At 55.2% G+C, this 16,464-nt stretch carries 11 protein-coding genes; 3 read left to right on the top strand and 8 right to left on the bottom strand.

The features are described from left to right. Positions 1-12 precede the first annotated feature (12 nt). The 3 genes from ACDA63_RS10085 (at position 13) to ACDA63_RS10075 (ending at position 2,960) form a co-directional block, all read left to right on the top strand. On the top strand, positions 13-1,233 hold the full coding sequence (locus tag ACDA63_RS10085; RefSeq protein ID WP_373663105.1) for a tyrosine-type recombinase/integrase: 1,221 nt from the start codon (positions 13-15) through the stop codon (positions 1,231-1,233). After that, the gene (locus ACDA63_RS10080; RefSeq protein WP_373663104.1) at positions 1,211-2,086 is read left to right on the top strand and encodes a DUF6387 family protein; all 876 of its coding nucleotides are present in this window, start codon (positions 1,211-1,213) and stop codon (positions 2,084-2,086) included. The genes ACDA63_RS10085 and ACDA63_RS10080 overlap by 23 nt, the downstream gene beginning before the upstream one ends. Positions 2,087-2,303: 217 nt before the next feature. Then, positions 2,304-2,960 (top strand): inovirus Gp2 family protein, encoded by a 657-nt coding sequence (locus ACDA63_RS10075; protein ID WP_373663103.1) that lies wholly within the window; start codon positions 2,304-2,306, stop codon positions 2,958-2,960. Positions 2,961-2,976: 16 nt separating this feature from the next. Here ACDA63_RS10075 and ACDA63_RS10070 read toward each other — a convergent pair whose 3' ends face one another. The 8 genes from ACDA63_RS10070 to ACDA63_RS10035 all read right to left on the bottom strand — a co-directional run bounded on the left by ACDA63_RS10070 (position 2,977) and on the right by ACDA63_RS10035 (position 16,463). Next, positions 2,977-3,708, bottom strand: a complete 732-nt coding sequence (locus tag ACDA63_RS10070; protein WP_373663102.1) for a hypothetical protein — start codon at positions 3,706-3,708, stop codon at positions 2,977-2,979. Further along, the gene (gene pglZ, locus ACDA63_RS10065; protein WP_373663101.1) at positions 3,705-5,720 is read right to left on the bottom strand and encodes a BREX-3 system phosphatase PglZ; all 2,016 of its coding nucleotides are present in this window, start codon (positions 5,718-5,720) and stop codon (positions 3,705-3,707) included. The genes ACDA63_RS10070 and pglZ overlap by 4 nt, the downstream gene beginning before the upstream one ends. Beyond that, positions 5,717-8,524: a DEAD/DEAH box helicase gene (locus tag ACDA63_RS10060; RefSeq protein ID WP_373663226.1), complete on the bottom strand. Its 2,808-nt coding sequence runs from the start codon at positions 8,522-8,524 to the stop codon at positions 5,717-5,719. The genes pglZ and ACDA63_RS10060 overlap by 4 nt, the downstream gene beginning before the upstream one ends. Positions 8,525-8,526: 2 nt before the next feature. Beyond that, positions 8,527-9,180: a hypothetical protein gene (locus ACDA63_RS10055; protein WP_373663100.1), complete on the bottom strand. Its 654-nt coding sequence runs from the start codon at positions 9,178-9,180 to the stop codon at positions 8,527-8,529. Between the two features lie 2 nt (positions 9,181-9,182). Further along, complete coding sequence (locus ACDA63_RS10050) at positions 9,183-10,409, bottom strand: AAA family ATPase (protein WP_373663099.1); 1,227 nt, start codon at positions 10,407-10,409, stop codon at positions 9,183-9,185. A 1-nt stretch (position 10,410) separates the two neighbouring features. After that, positions 10,411-13,251 carry a DNA methyltransferase gene (locus ACDA63_RS10045; protein ID WP_373663098.1) on the bottom strand — a complete coding sequence of 947 codons (2,841 nt, stop codon included), beginning with the start codon at positions 13,249-13,251 and terminating at the stop codon, positions 10,411-10,413. 81 nt (positions 13,252-13,332) lie between these two features. After that, complete coding sequence (locus tag ACDA63_RS10040) at positions 13,333-14,988, bottom strand: hypothetical protein (RefSeq protein WP_373663097.1); 1,656 nt, start codon at positions 14,986-14,988, stop codon at positions 13,333-13,335. 26 nt (positions 14,989-15,014) lie between these two features. Next, entirely contained in the window at positions 15,015-16,463 is a 1,449-nt protein-coding gene (locus tag ACDA63_RS10035; RefSeq protein ID WP_373663096.1) for a hypothetical protein, read from the bottom strand. Position 16,464: the final 1 nt, after the last annotated feature.

The raw sequence follows: 16,464 nt of genomic DNA, 5'->3' as shown, positions 1-16,464 counted from the left end.
TACGAGGCAGTCATGGCAAGAGTGCAAGCGAACCAACTCACGGATATACAGCTTCGAAAGTGGGTGCGCGCTGGCACCCCTATCGCCAAGTCGGATGGCGGAGGACTGACCTTTACGCTGTCCCCCAATGGCACTGCCACTTGGATTCTCCGGTTTAGGCACGGCGGCCGCAGGCAGGAGATCACGCTTGGGCGCTACCCTGACTTATCGCTTGCAGCAGCCCGCACCCTGGCCATAAAAAATCGATTAGCGCTAACGGATGGAGTCAACCCCGCAGATGAGCTTCGGCGCGCGAAGACGCATCGAGATTGGACTGTCCGCGAACTGATCAACGACTATCGACAACTCGTACTCGTCACCCTTGCAGACAGCACACAGCGCAGTTACGGCCGAAATCTGAAACGCATAGAGCATGGCATGGGGGCCATGTCCGTCCAGTCAGTCACTGCGCTTGACATCGTCTCGCAGATTGAACGCGTCAAAGTCGGGTGGGTTGAGAGATTTACGTTGTGGTGCGCGCTGCGGGGAATATTTAAGCACGCAGCGGGAAAGAGGCTGATCGTTGCCACTCCCTGTGCAGGCATCCAACTTGAGTCCGTCATTGGCAAACGGCCGGAAGTACGAACTCGTTTGATGCTTTCCGACGACGAACTGCATGTGTTGATGAACGCCCAAATGAAGCTCGAAAACCGCCTTGTGGTGTGGATCCTACTGGCTACTGGAGTTCGTGTTTCAGAACTCAACACAGCAAGGCGAGAAGATGTGCACTTGGCTGAAGGCCGATGGCATATACCGAGCACAAAAACCGGCCCGGCCATCGACATCCCACTCGTGCCCGCCGTCTCAGAATGGCTTGAGTCCTTGATCGGCCTTGGAGGTGAGTCGGCTTATGTTTTTCCCGCGCACTCGCGCTCCCGCATGGCACGTTTTGATGGCGATACCCATCGCAATAAAGACGCGCTTCGCGAAGCGATTTATTACTGGATAGCTCAGTACTCACCCAAGATCCGACGATTCACCCCGCATGACCTTAGAAGCACAATGAAAAGCCACATGCGCAGGCTTGGCGTATCAAGAGAAATTTCTGAGATGTGCCTTAACCACAAGATGCCGGGCGTAGAAGGAATCTATGATCAACACACCTATTTTGACGAGCGGCGAGCCGCCTTGGAAAAGTGGACTGACCATCTGTTGAAAATGAAAGGCTCAGATGCGCGCAAAAATCCGGCTTGACGAGCAACGCCTCTTGTCAATTCCACCCATTTTCGATATTTCAAAATACGACGCATGTAAGCGGTGGGGTGTCCTGGAATGGCATCGAGCGATCGAGTACCGGGTTTTTCTCTCGGCTGACTGGAAAAAATCAACAAAAAGAGAATTTGACATTGAGGATGTCGAGAACATTTACGTCAATTACAAAGGCCATGTGGAGAATTTGATTAAAAAGCCTTTTTGTAAGTACACGGTGCATTCTGTTGGCACAAAACGCCTTGTTCGCGACTACACCGTGGCAGACTTGTTCGAATCACTTGACGACGAGCGAATCACGAGCAGCTCATGGGTAGATAAGTTCAATTCGTGGAACGCGATGGATTACTTCACGCGCTATGAAATAGAAGGCTCGCGGGAACTTGTTAATCTGATAGAAAAAATGCCGACTTGGAAAATGATGCAGGACGTTTACGGCCCCACTCGATCTGCCACGATCACGATCAACATGTCTGGCGACGACGAGGCTATCAAGAAAGAGTTCTCTGCTTGGCTCAAGACAACAAGAGAGGAAATGAATTTAAAAAAGCCGCTTGGCGGCATAAACGAGTTTACATTTTCAGATTGGCACAATGACCGTGTATTGCCATGCTTTGACTTGCTGCTCTATCAAGAAATACACAACGGGCATTTCAAATTATCGGAACTCAACGACGCGCTATTCCCGAATGACAAATGGCCAAACAAGAGCTGGCATGACGAAAACCGCTTACGCCGGACCGTCATGCCAAATGCTCTGAAAGTCGTTTCCGCGACAACTGCTTCCGCCTTGGAAAAAGAACTGAACACCTGTTCAAGTAATAAATTGCAGGAGTAGTGCCTCCTGGAATTTGAGGCAATTTCTCGCCTCTTTAGTTTAATGGGCACAGCCATTATGGCTGCCGGCATGTCGGATTAGTAATATAAAGAATATATTCTTATTTTTAATATGAATACTACAGAAACGATATACGAAGTTACATTTTCAGCTAACGAACTTACGTAAATTTTTACTGAGATAGCTAACGGTATGAACAAATACCGTGGAGCTAATCATGTACGTTCGTAACCCCTACAACACCAATCTCATCCTTTGGTATGAGCCCCTTTACAAGGGCATGCAGGTACAAGTCCAGAAAGGTCCTCTGATTGCACAGTACTTGGGCCGCCTGCATCAGACCATGCAAAGAGCGGTAGCTGCCCATCCAAGAACCCTCGCCTTTCGAGTTGATCTGCGATTTCCTGAATGGATGACCGTCGATGAAGACACCTCCAACTTTATCCTGCAACGGTTTGTAGATTCCTTCAAAGCTAAAGTCGAACACAACCGAATGTCAGCACAGCGACGCTTGGAGAGAGCGCATGACACGGATGTCCGGTTTGCATGGGCTAGAGAGCATGGCATTCATGGCAAGCCCCACTTTCATTTTGCCTTCTTCTTAAACCACGACGCTTTCCATACATTGGGACTGTTCGAGCTAGGCCACAGAAACCTATTCAATTTCCTGCATGAAGCTTGGGCGAGTGCCCTGCGATTGCCGGAAGATGGGGTTGTGGGATTGCTGCACTTCCCTGAAGGAGGGGCGCATCGGCTGAACGCACGGAATCCACAATCTTTCGCGGACTTCTTCTACGTTGCCTCTTATCTGTGCAAGGCAGCTACAAAAGAGTATGGAAACGGATTGCACGGCTTTGGTACAAGCCGATTCTGATCAGCGTTGATGAATCTCAACCTCGCTCAATGGCATTCTGCAAGGTAACAAACAGGTTGCTTGGCCCTTCCGATCGAAGGACCAGATTCGCGCTGTTTGAAACGACATATGCCAGTGGCCGGGTCAGGCTGAAGGGAAACAGCACGGGCTGCGACTGTAGGCTAGGGATGGCAACAGGCTTGCCGGCATAGCGCACTGCGGCCTCGATCAACCAGGCAGTGAGTTCGTCGTTGTCGATCTCTGTTGCTCCGAGCCGAATAACGCGCTTGCCTTTTTCGACCCGATCTACCGCACCCCAATTCGCCTGACTTTGAATGACCATGTTGGTCATGCGCCTAGTGCCTTCGCGTTCTCCGTACGCTTCGCTCATTCGGCGATGCACTTCGGCGGACGCGCAGTCGCCCTGGATGGCTGACAGGCGTCCGACCAGCTCGGCCACTTTGCCAAAGAACGGATAGGTCGCCGCGGACATGCCCCAGCACAGCGCTGCAATCGAAACGTCTGGTTGAGACTTGTAGATGGCCACACCACGATCAGCGTAGTCAACCAGCTCTGCGCGCGGCTCCAGCCACAGCCGATTCAGTACTGTGCGTGTTTTCTTCCTGGCTTCCTCGCCAAGCTCGGCTGCATCAAACAGTGCATTCAGATCATCCAGCCCAGCCACGCCCGCACGAATATTCAGTGCTGCAGCTGCCCAATCAAACTGAATAAACCGATCAAAGCCTATTTTTGGGGCTGATGAATTCATTCGGTACCAATAACGTAACTGACTTTCACAAAGGGCACGATCAACTCTTCGATCGATACCCCGCCGTGGACTACCACCTGGTCGCCCTCCGGCACAAAGGCGGTTCGTCCGCCTGCGAATAACGGCATGAAGTTCGCGGGTAGTCCAGCGACGTCCAACCTCACTGTAGTGGGATAGGCCGCAGCAGAATCGGCCAACAACGGTCCGCTACGATAAACTCGTACGCGCTCGCCACGCGTCTCGGCAATGACGCCCTGGTTGGGTCTACCGACGCCGGTTGACTCCACGTTGCCGTGGTCCGCCGTGAGATAGATGTGATACCCGTTCTTTAACAGCAGCGCAAAAAGCTTATGGACGAAGCCCGTTTCTAACCAGTGCTGGATCCACATAGACACGTCCTTTTTTGAACGCTCCTTGTGAATTCGCTTATCCACTTCATCAATGACCAGGCCAATTACTTTAGGAGACGACTGATCAATGCGAGCCTCTAGCTCCGCCAATTGGCTCACACTTCGCAAGGCTCGTTGATACATCACGTCTTTTAAAGAAACTCCTTCGTTCTGCCAAAACGAGCTCCACAACGTAGACTCTTTGTCTGTTCCATCGATAGAACTCTCGAACTCACGAGGCTTGAGCCCGGAAAAGATCGCCTGACGCGATACCGACGTAACAGTTGGTAACCACGCGAATGTAGCGCCCTCTTCAAAAGCAAAAGGGCTCGACTTATGGATTAAGAACTCTCTAACCTGAATCCATTGATCAAGAGCAAGTCCATCAAATACCAAAAGAGCGATCTTGGTCTCACCAGAATTACGGCGCCTCTGTAAATATCGCGGGATATGATGAACCATCGCCGGTGATTTTACGGCCGGCTGCAAAATCAAATCGGAATAGTGCTGAGCGTCTATCCACGCAGTCAGCGACTCATCTGACTTCGTCTGTATCGACTTGATGAGACTATCTATGACTGTCTGGACTTCACAATCGCTGTCAGGCGGTAGCTCGTAAGCTCGGGCAAGCAACTCACCGAGACTCTTCGAGTAATCGATCCAGTCCTTGAAAGACGCCGACGCTCCAGGGACACTAATCAGCAGTTTTTCAAGGCCGCTTTGGAGCAATGATTTATACGCGGCTGCGTCCTGGACAATCCCCGCCTTGATCCAGCTCGGCATCCCTGCGGGAATGCTGTGCACCGCCAACGGATGCAAGCTGCCGTTCAGGAACATGGAATCAACCAGTACCTGTACATCGGAATGGTCGAACGGGATCTCGATCTTGGCAATGTAGTCGGGTGGTGGCGGTTCAGCAGTACGGGTACCGTCCAACCCCAAGGTCTTCAGGTAGCGGAACCACACATCCTGCACCACGCGCAGCAGCGCACTCCTGGATGCGAGCCATGTGGCGATGGGCAAGTCCGTGAACAGCCCCTTGCCTTGAATGATGCCTGCAGCGTGTTGGGCGAACATCGGCGGCAACGATCGATTGGCAAAGTGCATTCGCAGTATCTCGCGCCAGAAGTCCACCGGGTTGCGAATCGACCTCGGCGCCAGTTGGTAGACGTGTTCGAGGATGAAGTCCTTCGACTCGTTCTCGCCGCGCGCATTCTGCAACTCGGTCTGATGGGCATGAAACAGCCCGGCAAGATGCTCCGGCTCGACTTGCTGCACGGCGCTGTAAGCCAGCTTGGGAAACAGATCGGCAAGGCTGAGGCGCACCACACGACCGTGATGCACGATGTCCCAAGGCAACGCATTCGCATCGGCGCTGCGCAGATGCAGAACTAGCGAAGGTGCCGGCCCTTGCTCACCCCGATCCCACGCGGCACGGTAGCGCTCCTCATACTCCGCGCGGAAGGCAAACGGGTCTTCGTAGAGCATCAGTTCAAAGCCGCGACTGCGCAGCTCGGGCAACAGTTTCTCGTCGAGCAAGACGTCGTCAGGGTCGCACGCCACCCACAGCCGGGTCAGGTCAGCAGTGAAGTGGCTCAGGATGCGCTCCGTCCAAAGGCTCATGCATCACCTCCGACGCTCACCATCATCACAGCATTCAAATCCGGCACGCTGGCCTCCATGTCATCTAGGGTGGCCATGCGTTCATCGTGTTCCTGCTTCAGCCGCTTGCGCCGGTGCTCCCGCACTGCGGGCAATCCGATTCGCCCTATCGCCTGATCTCTGGCCTCGAACGCATACACCGCACGTTCGCGTTCTTCCTTCAGCCGGGCGCGGTGTTCGGTCAGCAGCTCAGTGAAGATCCGTTCACCCTGCGTACTGGCAGCCGCCTGCGATGCATCGAACCAGCTCACCGACTCCTCGGCACCTGTCACGGCATGCACGTCCACGGCTTCAGTCAACAGCAGATCCCAGACGCGCTTGGCGGTCGGCACGAAGGGGCGGCCGTCCTCGTTGATGAACACCGGCAGGAAGCGCTTCCGGCTCAAGCCCTCAGCCGCAAGGCTGATCTCCCACAGCGACCAGATGCCGCGTACCGAATCCGGCAGCCCGGTCACGCGGATCACCGGCAGTGGTTGGCCAGCGACAAAGCGCGGCAGCTCGCTGATCACGGCCCGAGCGCGTGGGTCTTCCATAGTGACCCATTCCAACTCCGGGTTCTCATCTGCCGTGCGGGCGTCAAAACAAGCCTGTGCCGACTCGCTGCCGTCCGCCCATTTCACCCGCCACGCATTGCCAACCTTCGTGGCCGAGCCGCCGCGCGCAGCCAATCCGCTGGTGATGGCGCGTTCCAGCCAGAACTGCGCTGGGTGGTCACGCCACTTGCGCGCATCGTCGGCTTCCAGATCGTGCTCGGTCGTGAGCAGGTCGCTGCTCTTCTTCGACTCCGCCAGCGTGGATCGCAATTGCGACACCACCGCGTCGCACTCCTGCTCAATGGTGTCCGGGTTCTGCAAGCCGTGCACGAACAGTTCGTCGAAGACCGGGTCTGCCTCGACCGAATCCATTACGTCGGCCGCTTTGTTGACGCCAAACTCCTGTGCGATGACTTCCAGCTTTTCTTCCAGCACCTGACGCACGCGGTGCTCCACGGTGTCTTCAAGCACGAAGTTGATGGCGCGAACCACATGCTTCTGTCCGATCCGGTCTACTCGGCCAATGCGCTGCTCAATCCGCATCGGATTCCACGGCATGTCGAAGTTAACGATGACGTGGCAGAACTGCAGGTTCAGACCTTCACCACCGGCGTCCGTTGAGATCAGCACGCGTACATCCTTGGAGAACGCATGCTGCGCGCGTGTGCGGGTTTCCAGATCCATGCTGCCGTTGAGCGTCGTCACAGAGAAGCCACGGCTCTCCAAGTAGTCGGCCAGCATGGCTTGAGTGGGCACGAACTCGGTGAAGATCAAGACCTTCAACGCCGGCTCGCCTTCCTCCTGCTGCAGCTTGTAGATCAGCTCCAGCAACGCCTCGGCCTTCGCATCCGTTCCCGCCGCCTCGGTTTTCCGCGCCAGCTCCAGCAGCGTCTCAACTTCGGACTTCTCAAGTTCCCAGCCGCTAGACTGCATCGCCAGATCCACTTGCGATTGGCCGTCGAGGTCCGCCCACTCATCGGCGCCGGTGTTCTCGAACAGGTTGGCCTGCGGCTGCGGCGCATCGAGCAACGCCTGGCGCTTCTCCAGCGTGGTGCGGATGGCGGCTGTGCTGGACGTGACCAAGCGCTGCATCAAGATCATCAAGAAGCCAATGTGGCGCTGCTTGGCCGCTATCGCCTGGTTGTAGCCGTGGCGCACGTAGTCGGTCACCGCCTCATACAGCTGTTGTTGTGCGTCGTGCCGGGCCTGCCAAGCTACAGCCTGCAGCCGGGTGACGCGCGGCTTGAAGAGCGGCTGGCCCTCGGCATTGATGGACATACGCTTCTCTGTGCGGATTACAAAGGGCCGCACCCGCTCGCGGCTAACGCTGCTCTCGTCCGGGAAAGCTTCGCGGTCCAGCAACTGCATAAGCCGCATGAACTGGTCGGTCTTGCCCTGGTGCGGAGTGGCGGACAACAACAAGAGGTAGGGCGAGGCTTCGGCCAGCGCCGCGCCCAACTTGTAGCGGGCAACCTGCTCGGTGCTGCCGCCCATGCGATGCGCTTCGTCGATGATGACCAGATCCCACGACGCCGAGATCAGGTCCTCGAAGCGCTCGCGGTTGTAGGTATTGAGTTGTTCCAAGCTCCAGCCGCGACGGCCTTCCAGCGGCTTCACCGAATCCAGCGAGCAAATCACTTGGTCGTGCATGCGCCACAGGTTCTCTTCCTCACCTGCATCGCCGCTGCGCCACTGCCGGAAAGCTGCCAACTCTGACGGTTCGATGAACTGGAACTTCTCGCCAAAGTGCAGGCGCATTTCAGCCTGCCACTGGCGCACCAGACCCTTAGGCGCCACCACCAGGATGCGCTTCACCCTGCCACGCAGCTTCAATTCGCGCAGCACCAAACCGGCCTCGATGGTTTTGCCGAGGCCCACCTCATCGGCCAGCAGGTAGCGGATACGGTCGCGGCTGATGGCGCGGTTCAGTGCGTAGAGCTGATGCGGCAGCGGCACTACGCTTGACTGAATGGGCGCTAACAGCAGGTTGTCCTCCAGCGCATCCAGCAGCTTGGCAGCCGCCGTGGTGTGCAGGATCTGCTCCACACTTGGAGGCACGCTTTCCAGCAATGCCAGGTCCACCGCCCGCGCGCGTACCACCGCATCCTTGGCGGGCAGCCAGACCCGGTAAGCCACTTCACCCCATACGTCCTGGCGTTCGATCACCCGGCAGGGCGATCCCTGCCGGGTGATCCAGCACCAGTCACCGATGTCGAATTTGCCGTTGGTCACGCTCAAACAGCCTCCGCGACCAAGCGACGCAGTCCATCACGCAATTTGCCGAAGCTCGGAGAGACATTTCGGTCCGGCTCCAACAATGGGCCAATTCTCTCCGCCCATTCATGCTTCACCTGTCCCGGCAGAGGCCAGCCGGCTTTTTTGATCGCCGCAGAACCACCTGGGTACACCGCATCAGCCAACAACTCCCAAGTATCGCAAACACTGTCTTGCACATAGCGATTCAACACATCAGCCTTGGCGCGCGGATATGCGTCCGTCAGAGCCTGTCTATCGCCCAAATACCAAGCCTCAACCTCCTCGATAGCTAGCCGAAACAGTGTGTTCGGTGCCGGGTGGCAGCCTGCGGCCAACGCTTTTAACTCATTCAAGAAATCCACACAGCTTCGCCTGTCTGTGTCCAGCACAACCACCACCGCGTCAATACCTGGCGTTCGTCCATACCCCTGCAGCAGCCGAGGGAGCTGATCGAGCAAAATCCGCTTGGCTGGATCGGCACTACCCTTAAGGTTTTTTGGAATGCGACCTATGCCTTTGTAGGAGTGCATGTTCCATGTGTGCGGATTCCCATATTCACCCAGCAGCTTGGGCAGCACCACTTCCAGCAGCTTCTCCCCAGAGCTGTCTTCTACCAATATCTCGATGTGCATACTTACCTCGCATCGAGATAGTCGCTGTACCACAGCCCACCCAGCGGCAAGCCTTCAGCTACCAAATTCTTGACAACCTCCAGATCGGACGACCGGCGAATCGCAGAGAAGCCATCCGGCCCTTTTTCCAGGACCCACACCTCCTCAGGTGACAAGGCATCTACGAAGTAAGGTTGATGCGTAGTCACAAATACCTGCGGCGCATTTTTTTTGCCGGTGGCATGTGTCCGAAACTCTTGTGCGAGTGCCTCCAGCAGCTTGTGATAAAGACCGTTCTCCGGCTCTTCGATACAAATAAACGGTGGCGGCTCTGGATCTTCCATCAGAAGAAGATAGGCAAACATTTTCAGCGTGCCGTCGGACATCTGCTGGGCAAAAAAAGGATCGCCAAAGGCGCCATCGTTGAACCGCAACAGCACACGCTTGTCATCGGTCACTTTGGTGTCAATCTTGGCGACGCCCGGAATCTTGCTGGCAATGCGATCCAGAATGCTCTTGAAGCGATCCTTGTGCTCTCGCTCCATGAACTGAACCACATTGCCAATGTTGTCCCCGTGAATGTTCAAATGCCGCTGGGGCCCTGCGCTGGGTAAGCTACGAGCAGCGTCAGGATAGAAATACGAGAGATACCAACCTTTTAGAAAGTCCCTGAAATCTCGAATGCGGGGATGTTCTTTCAGCGTCCCCAAAGTTGAAATGCCCAGTTCACGGGGATCTGTCAGCTCCACCGGGCTACTGGTACTGTCCTCCTGGCCGCCTTCTACGGCATATTCACCTGCCCATACAGTGCCTCTGCCATGCTCCAAACGCAGGAAGGGGAATGGGCGACCATACTTCTCACCTTTGCGGCGTTGTTTCAGCACCTCAGAAAGAACAAAGGGACGGCCATTGGCATCCAGATCAATCGCCAGCTCATAAGTAATGGGTCGCTCGTTCTGCGCTTCTCGGTAGTAGATCTCGAATCGAATCGGCGCAAAAACACCTTTTGAGCGCATGCGCTCGAAGCCACCGCGTTGCTTCATGTCGCAGGCGGTTTCCACGTCGTTGACAAGGCAATCCGCCACAAAACCGAAGGCATCAAACAAAGTGCTTTTGCCAACCCCGTTCTTGCCGATCACCACCGTGAACGGCGTGAGTGGCTCGCCGACCTGTTCCCCGGACAGCTTGCCCAGTGACACATCACGTAAAGCGCGAAAATTCTGGACGCGAAACCCTTCGATAATCGCCATTTTAGATCTCCTCCGTTCTGGTCAAGGCGAGGTCATAGAGCGTCAGCAGCTTTTCGTCCTCTTGCAAGGCCTCATCGGGCACCTTCTTCGCTATGTCGATGATCGTCTGGTAGTCCTTATTGCCCCAAGCTGCTCTGAAGCCAGCCCGCAGCGCTTCCAGGCGGAACTCCTTCAAACGGCGACCCGTGAATGCTCGATAGTGGTCAAACTCCTTGAGCAGCGCCTTCTCGCGTTTCTTCTCCAAGTCCTGTGCCTTGTTCGGGTCGGGCACGTACCAGCGATCCTTGGCCTTGGCCACAAGGGCTGGGCTGTTCTTCTCCAAACCGCGCAGATCCTTGTGGTTGGTCGAGAGGTAGCTGTGGATTTGGCTTGGAACCTCACCCGTGCCGTCGTATTGAATGAAATTGTCTTCAAGCAACGAAGACAGTTCTGGCTTTGACTCGTGCTTCTTCCATGCCGCACCGAGTTGACTGATGAATTCCGGGTGCACCTCTTGGTACGTTGATGGCCTCCGCTTTAAATAGTCTGTCAGCCAGTCAATAGCGCTGCGTTCGTCAGAGACAAACATTTCCATTTGCGGCGCCACTGCCACTTGCAGTCGCTTCTTGTCGTACTCGGAGACTTGATCAGGAAGAAATACCATTCCGTCACGCTCAATAAATCGCTGAGCGAGTCCGGCCTGAAATTCATGCGTCGACATTGGCACCGGCACGTTGTGTCGGACAAACCAAGCAACCATCCGATCAAAGATGATGCGTGGGTCGCGTTCGGCAATAAACTCTAGTTCTCCGCCTTTAACTTTCACTCGCGGCAGATAGCCAAGATGGGTTCTAACGAAATCCCAGACTGAGTCTTCGGTGCCGCCGGATTTCACGAACCGGTCTTCAAGACCACCGTTTGGCTTGTACGCGGAAATCACCAAGTCCTGCTTTACCGCCGTTGTTGTTGTCACCGCCTTGAAACTACCCTGCTTCTTATCAAGAGCCGAAACGTTTGCAACAACAAAACCGGCCTCTTGGATCGCGGTCTGAATCGCATTCCACACACTAGCCTGGGTGTTAGAGAACTCGACCGTAATCCAGCGGCCGGGCTTTAATACTCGATGCATTTCCTTGAAAGTTTCCGCCATGAGCATCCGATACTTATCGATCGACTTGCCCTGCGTCTTGCTCTCAACCGCCTCGCAGTCCACTTTCGTTGAAACTGCCAGCCAACACTCCCAAAGGTAGTTAAGATCAGAGTACTGAATATTCGCCCCAAAAGGAGGATCGACGAAGATGTAATCGACGGAGCTTGAAGGCAATGGGAGCTTGCTCGCTGATCCTGTAGTCGCGAAGGCACTGCCTGCCAAAGGACGCGACGCTTTGAGGCGCGCATGTTTGTCTATGTGCTCCTTCAGAAGTTTTGTGACTGGTATTTCTTTGATGAGTGACGGGATATAGAGAGTCCCGCTCATGGGACCGCCTCCTGCACCAAAACTCCCGCCTTGCGAACGAAAGCGGTAGAGCTTTGAAGCAACCAACGCCGTGGAGGTGAGATTCACGCCACGATAGACCTTCCCAAGACTGTGCCGGAAAAAACCAAGCCCCATAAGATTCCGGCGAGTGAAGAACTGATGCGTATGAGTAATTCCTGACTCATCGTTTCGACGCGCCTCATCACCTTCTGGCATACGTAAAGCAGGGAGCCAGACGCTGGGAGATACTTCATCAATCTTTTTCAACAACGCGAAATCAAACTGGTCTGGTGATTTTCCGTATTTGCTTCGCCCGACCTTGTAGCTGATGTGGACTGGAACCTGTTTGGCTTGCTTGACTGATTGACCCAAGAGTTGGTCATACTTAGTTTCCCAAGCCCGATCGAGGGATCGCTTCGTAGTTGATGCGCCGCAATGAGGGCAATCAAACGGCTCCGACACTTGTCCCGATTCTTTTTCGACGGCGGCATCCCAGAAAACGATTTCCCCGACGCATTCTCGGCAAATGAATACATCAGACCAAACTACGTAGTTGATCTTCCCGATCGACGCTTTCAAACCTGATAGAGAGAGATTTGCGCCTTCCAGTGCGGCCACAGCATCGTTGACATCGTTTTCAGAAGGCTTGTGAAGCGTCTGAAACATCCAACCAATATTTTTCTCAACTTCGTTAAGAGCACCAGCCGCTTCGTACTCAAATGACGATGCATCAATTGGGCTGTTGTAGTTGTAAGCAATAAAGGTCGCAGCAGGTGATAGGTCATTCAGAGCCGCTCGGCGCGCTCCGAGTTTGGAGAACGAAACCCAAGAATCCTTTCCTTCGATCTTCTCGAGAGAACTGATCGTTCCGTCTGTATCTACTCGATAGCCTAACGACTGAACCTCCGATTTGTCGGCACAAAGCTGCGATGCAACCCCGGTCATACCCGTCCCGCAGAAACTGTCTAGTACGAGATCTCCGGGGTTCGTGTAATGCAACAGGTATCGCATGACCGCCTTATGCGGGACTTTTGTGTGGTAGCTGTGAGCAAGGTAGACCGGATCATTTTTCCCCTCGCTAACATCTGCAGCGAAGGGCTCTTTGCTGTACGGCCGCGATGAGTCGTATGACTTCCCGTACTCACGTACAAAGTCCTCAAGAAAAGGATTCGGACACGCCGTGTAATACGGTGGATCAGATAGCGCGAGGATGTCGTCGTCTGAGCCAATAGGAAAACCTTCGATCTTCCGGAACTCAGGGTCTTTGAGCTTCTCGGCAAGCAGCTTCAGGTAGTGCTCACGACGAGCCTTGTCGCTTGGGAACGTCTGCCCAAGGCATTCAACCGGGCCTGACTTGGCCACCTGATTACCAAAAAGATCACCCATTACTCTTCCTTCGATTCTTCTCTTACGATCTACGACCAAGCTTCAATCGGCAATTGCACCGCAAGTCCTCGCCCCTTACGTTCAGATCGAGTACGTACGGCCGGACAGCCCCTTGAAATCCGCGACGCTCTCAGCCAGCTCTGGCAGATCTGGATTCGCACCGCCGATAGCGACTGCCAACTGTGGGTACTGCGATTCAAACTGGGGGTAACTTTCTGTTACCCACGACGGCACTTTGGGTGCAGCACGGCGCATGATCTTTCGGTCTCGCACCTCGATCACGCCAGTGGCAAGCCGCTGAATCATCGGCAGCGTGGCACCACCGCCTGTGAGTACGACATTGAGATGGGTGCCTCGCATGAGATCGAGATAGCCGTCTTTCACGCACTCAAGCACAGCCGCCAACTCATTCTCCAGCAGCAGCGTAAAGGCTTTGACGCGTGGGCTTTCCATGAATGTCGGCAGTTCTACCGTGACGCGAGACTTGTTTGCCATGGGCACGGCGACCGTGCCATCGCGGAATAAGGCTTCTTTGTGCAGACGGATCGTGCTGTCCAGGAAGTCCGCGTTGTGTCGCCCCTCAGGGCTGGCGATGTCGACGCCTTCAAGATCCAGCACATGCAGCTTGAGGAGTTCGTCGACGCGATTACCGGCCTGAGGCAAGTACTTGATGGTGTCCGGGATGATGCGGACCTTGCAAACCTCCTTGTCCGGATTGTGTTGGAGCAGGAATACGCCAAAGTCTGTCGTACCAGCCCCCACATCCACGACTAAGAAGAGCTCGCGCTGCGCTTCATCGGCCAGCATCAGACTGGAAGCTGCAGCGACAGGCTCCGGAATCCCCTCTTGTGCAAGCAGATAATCGGGTTGCACCGCCAATTCATTCAGCTTGATCAAAGCCTGCTTGGCTTCGGCAAGCGGAATGCCTTCGAGCCAGCGCCCCGTAAATGTGTCAGCCAGAATCTGGGCTTGCGCAAGCATGCGACGCAGCAAGGGCTCCGCCCACTGATTGCGGTCATCGTCCCAGCAGGGGCGCGCGAAACGACGGGCGCAATAACGTGAGTAGCCTTTATCGGAAAGCTCAGTACCGGCCAGATCGGTCAGGTAGGCCAGGTACAGGGTGATCATTTCACCCTCAGACATCGGGATGGATTCAAACGGGTTCTTGTCTTTGGCCAAAGGAACACGATTGATGTCGAGCTTTTTCCCCATGGAGAGACGCGATTTTGGCGAGTCGAACCGGGTCCGGCCCAGGGTAATCGCATGGGTCCCAAGCTCCACTGCCTGCGGCCCAAAATGCAGGACGCCATCATCTGAGATGAACAGAGATGATTCCACCGGGTAACCGCTGCTACCAGCACGCTTTCCCAGAGCAAGCTCTACCGGAGTGGATGAACCTGCGATGGCAAAGGCCTTGGACATGGCCGTTCCGAAATCCAGGCACAGGGTGATTTCGGGACTCTCGGGCTGCGTGCGTTCCATAGCCTGCACATTCAGAATGACTTCCGGCAAGGCAGGAACAGGAGGGGGCGGCTGAGGCACTTCGGGCACCTGGACGCCCGTGGTCGGAGTGCCGATGGTTTCGCCATCGTCTCCCCTCAAGCTGGCGAGTGCGCTTTGCAAAGCCTCCTTCTCTTTGCTGGAGATCACTCCCAGATGGTATTTGCCCGTTTCAGGGTTCCGTTCAATGCGATCAAGCAGATTCTCAATCAGCATGCATGCCTGCGAAATATCCATTCTTGTCATCTCCCCCGTGAATGTAATTATTCAACCAGACCTTTTTTGACGACCTGTCCAACCGTGTTGTCTGACGTGCTTCTCACAATGGCAGGCCGAACGATGGTGACTTGGGTGCCGCGAATACTGCCGATAGCATCGAAGTATTTTGGTGCGAACGGGATGTCATCACCTGCTTTGCCATAGAGATCCAGCCCACGACGCTTTGCGAGCTCCTCAAGCGCTGCGCCTGCATTGCCTGCTTGAGAGAGGTAGTCATGCAAAACGGAAGCCATCGACGGATCAAGGATCTGAAGAGATGTCAGCACGAGTTTGCGAATCGACTCGCCCTGTCGCAGCAGCTCCCGACTTTCGATCAAGGCCAGCCCCAAGGCTTCATCGCTGGCATCCAGCAAGGTCTCTTGCAACACGTCACTGGCTGCAACGGTGTTGACGGTTCGACCCAGACGCAGCCACGACCGAATCTCTTCGCTCAGCTCTGTGTGCTTTTCCGCCAGTGATGACGCCACCGCACGCGCGCGTTCCTTGATGCCACAGACCAGCTCAAGGCGTTCGAGCAAGGCCTGGTTTGGGATACCCATTCGTCCTAGCAAGACCAGAGCCTCGGAAACGTCCTGGACCAGCAAGTCAGTTTCGTTTCGAACGGCTGCGGGCCACGAGATACCTGTGAAAAACCCCCTGCAGTATTTCAACGCCTGGAAGGTTTGAGGTTCCGTTGAGATAGAGAAACGCGATCGAACCAAGTCATGCAGCGCCAGCGCGACTTCACGGGTCAGCGCAAGCTGTGCGGACTCTTCCTGAGGGCGCCCAGTCTTCGAGAACGTAGTGACCAACCAGCTATTGAGCTTGCCTCCGACTTCGTCGCCGGCATCAAGCAGAGCTCCCAGAACAGTCGTTCGGAATGCTTCGAGCGTGGCAGTGAGTCGCCTGGCGCGCGAATCAGCAGGAGTTTCCGTCTCCAGTTGAAGCGCATCAAATGCCGAGATCAAATGCTCGAGGACATCTGCTATGGAGGAGGAACGGGTAACTAGTCCCGCCATCAACTCTGAACGTACCTTGGCACCCTGCTCGGCAGCGATGCTTGCTGCCAAGTACGGCTTGAGCCAATCAGCCGTCAGGAATGTGCAGGCCCTCGCGACATTCAGGCGATCTTCAGGGTCAGTAAGCTCGTTGAGCGGTGAAAAGGGTACGCCCATGCTCGTTTGAAGCCGCTTGAGCAAATCCGGCTGACGCTTTTTGAGCTGTTGAGTCGCCCTGACCAACTCTGCGATGGCTACCAACCGAACGCTGGGAACTGTATCCGCTTGCGTTGCCAACAAGACCCAACATTCAAGGCCCTTCTCGAAGCGGGCATCAGCAGCCTGCTTGGGGATGACCTTGTGGGTCATCAAATCCGTCAGCGCCTGAACGCGAGCATCCGGATGCTCCGCGTTTGCGAAGTCATCGAGAAGCTGGTTGGAAATATCATTCGTCATT

The sequence above is a fragment of the Uliginosibacterium sp. sgz301328 genome (genome assembly GCF_041807905.1).
Taxonomy (GTDB): Bacteria; Pseudomonadota; Gammaproteobacteria; order Burkholderiales; family Rhodocyclaceae; genus JBGVSA01.
The sequence above is the reverse complement of the archived record's forward strand: the minus strand, read 5'-3'. Positions and strand labels throughout refer to the sequence as shown.

Coding starts and splice junctions, on each gene's coding strand:
- ACDA63_RS10085 (WP_373663105.1), top strand. CDS start 13: ATGGCAAGAGTGCAAGCGAACCAACTCACGGATATACAGCTTCGAAAG.
- ACDA63_RS10080 (WP_373663104.1), top strand. CDS start 1,211: ATGCGCGCAAAAATCCGGCTTGACGAGCAACGCCTCTTGTCAATTCCA.
- ACDA63_RS10075 (WP_373663103.1), top strand. CDS start 2,304: ATGTACGTTCGTAACCCCTACAACACCAATCTCATCCTTTGGTATGAG.
- ACDA63_RS10070 (WP_373663102.1), bottom strand. CDS start 3,708: ATGAATTCATCAGCCCCAAAAATAGGCTTTGATCGGTTTATTCAGTTT.
- pglZ (WP_373663101.1), bottom strand. CDS start 5,720: ATGAGCCTTTGGACGGAGCGCATCCTGAGCCACTTCACTGCTGACCTG.
- ACDA63_RS10055 (WP_373663100.1), bottom strand. CDS start 9,180: ATGCACATCGAGATATTGGTAGAAGACAGCTCTGGGGAGAAGCTGCTG.
- ACDA63_RS10050 (WP_373663099.1), bottom strand. CDS start 10,409: ATGGCGATTATCGAAGGGTTTCGCGTCCAGAATTTTCGCGCTTTACGT.
- ACDA63_RS10045 (WP_373663098.1), bottom strand. CDS start 13,251: ATGGGTGATCTTTTTGGTAATCAGGTGGCCAAGTCAGGCCCGGTTGAA.
- ACDA63_RS10040 (WP_373663097.1), bottom strand. CDS start 14,988: ATGGATATTTCGCAGGCATGCATGCTGATTGAGAATCTGCTTGATCGC.
- ACDA63_RS10035 (WP_373663096.1), bottom strand. CDS start 16,463: ATGACGAATGATATTTCCAACCAGCTTCTCGATGACTTCGCAAACGCG.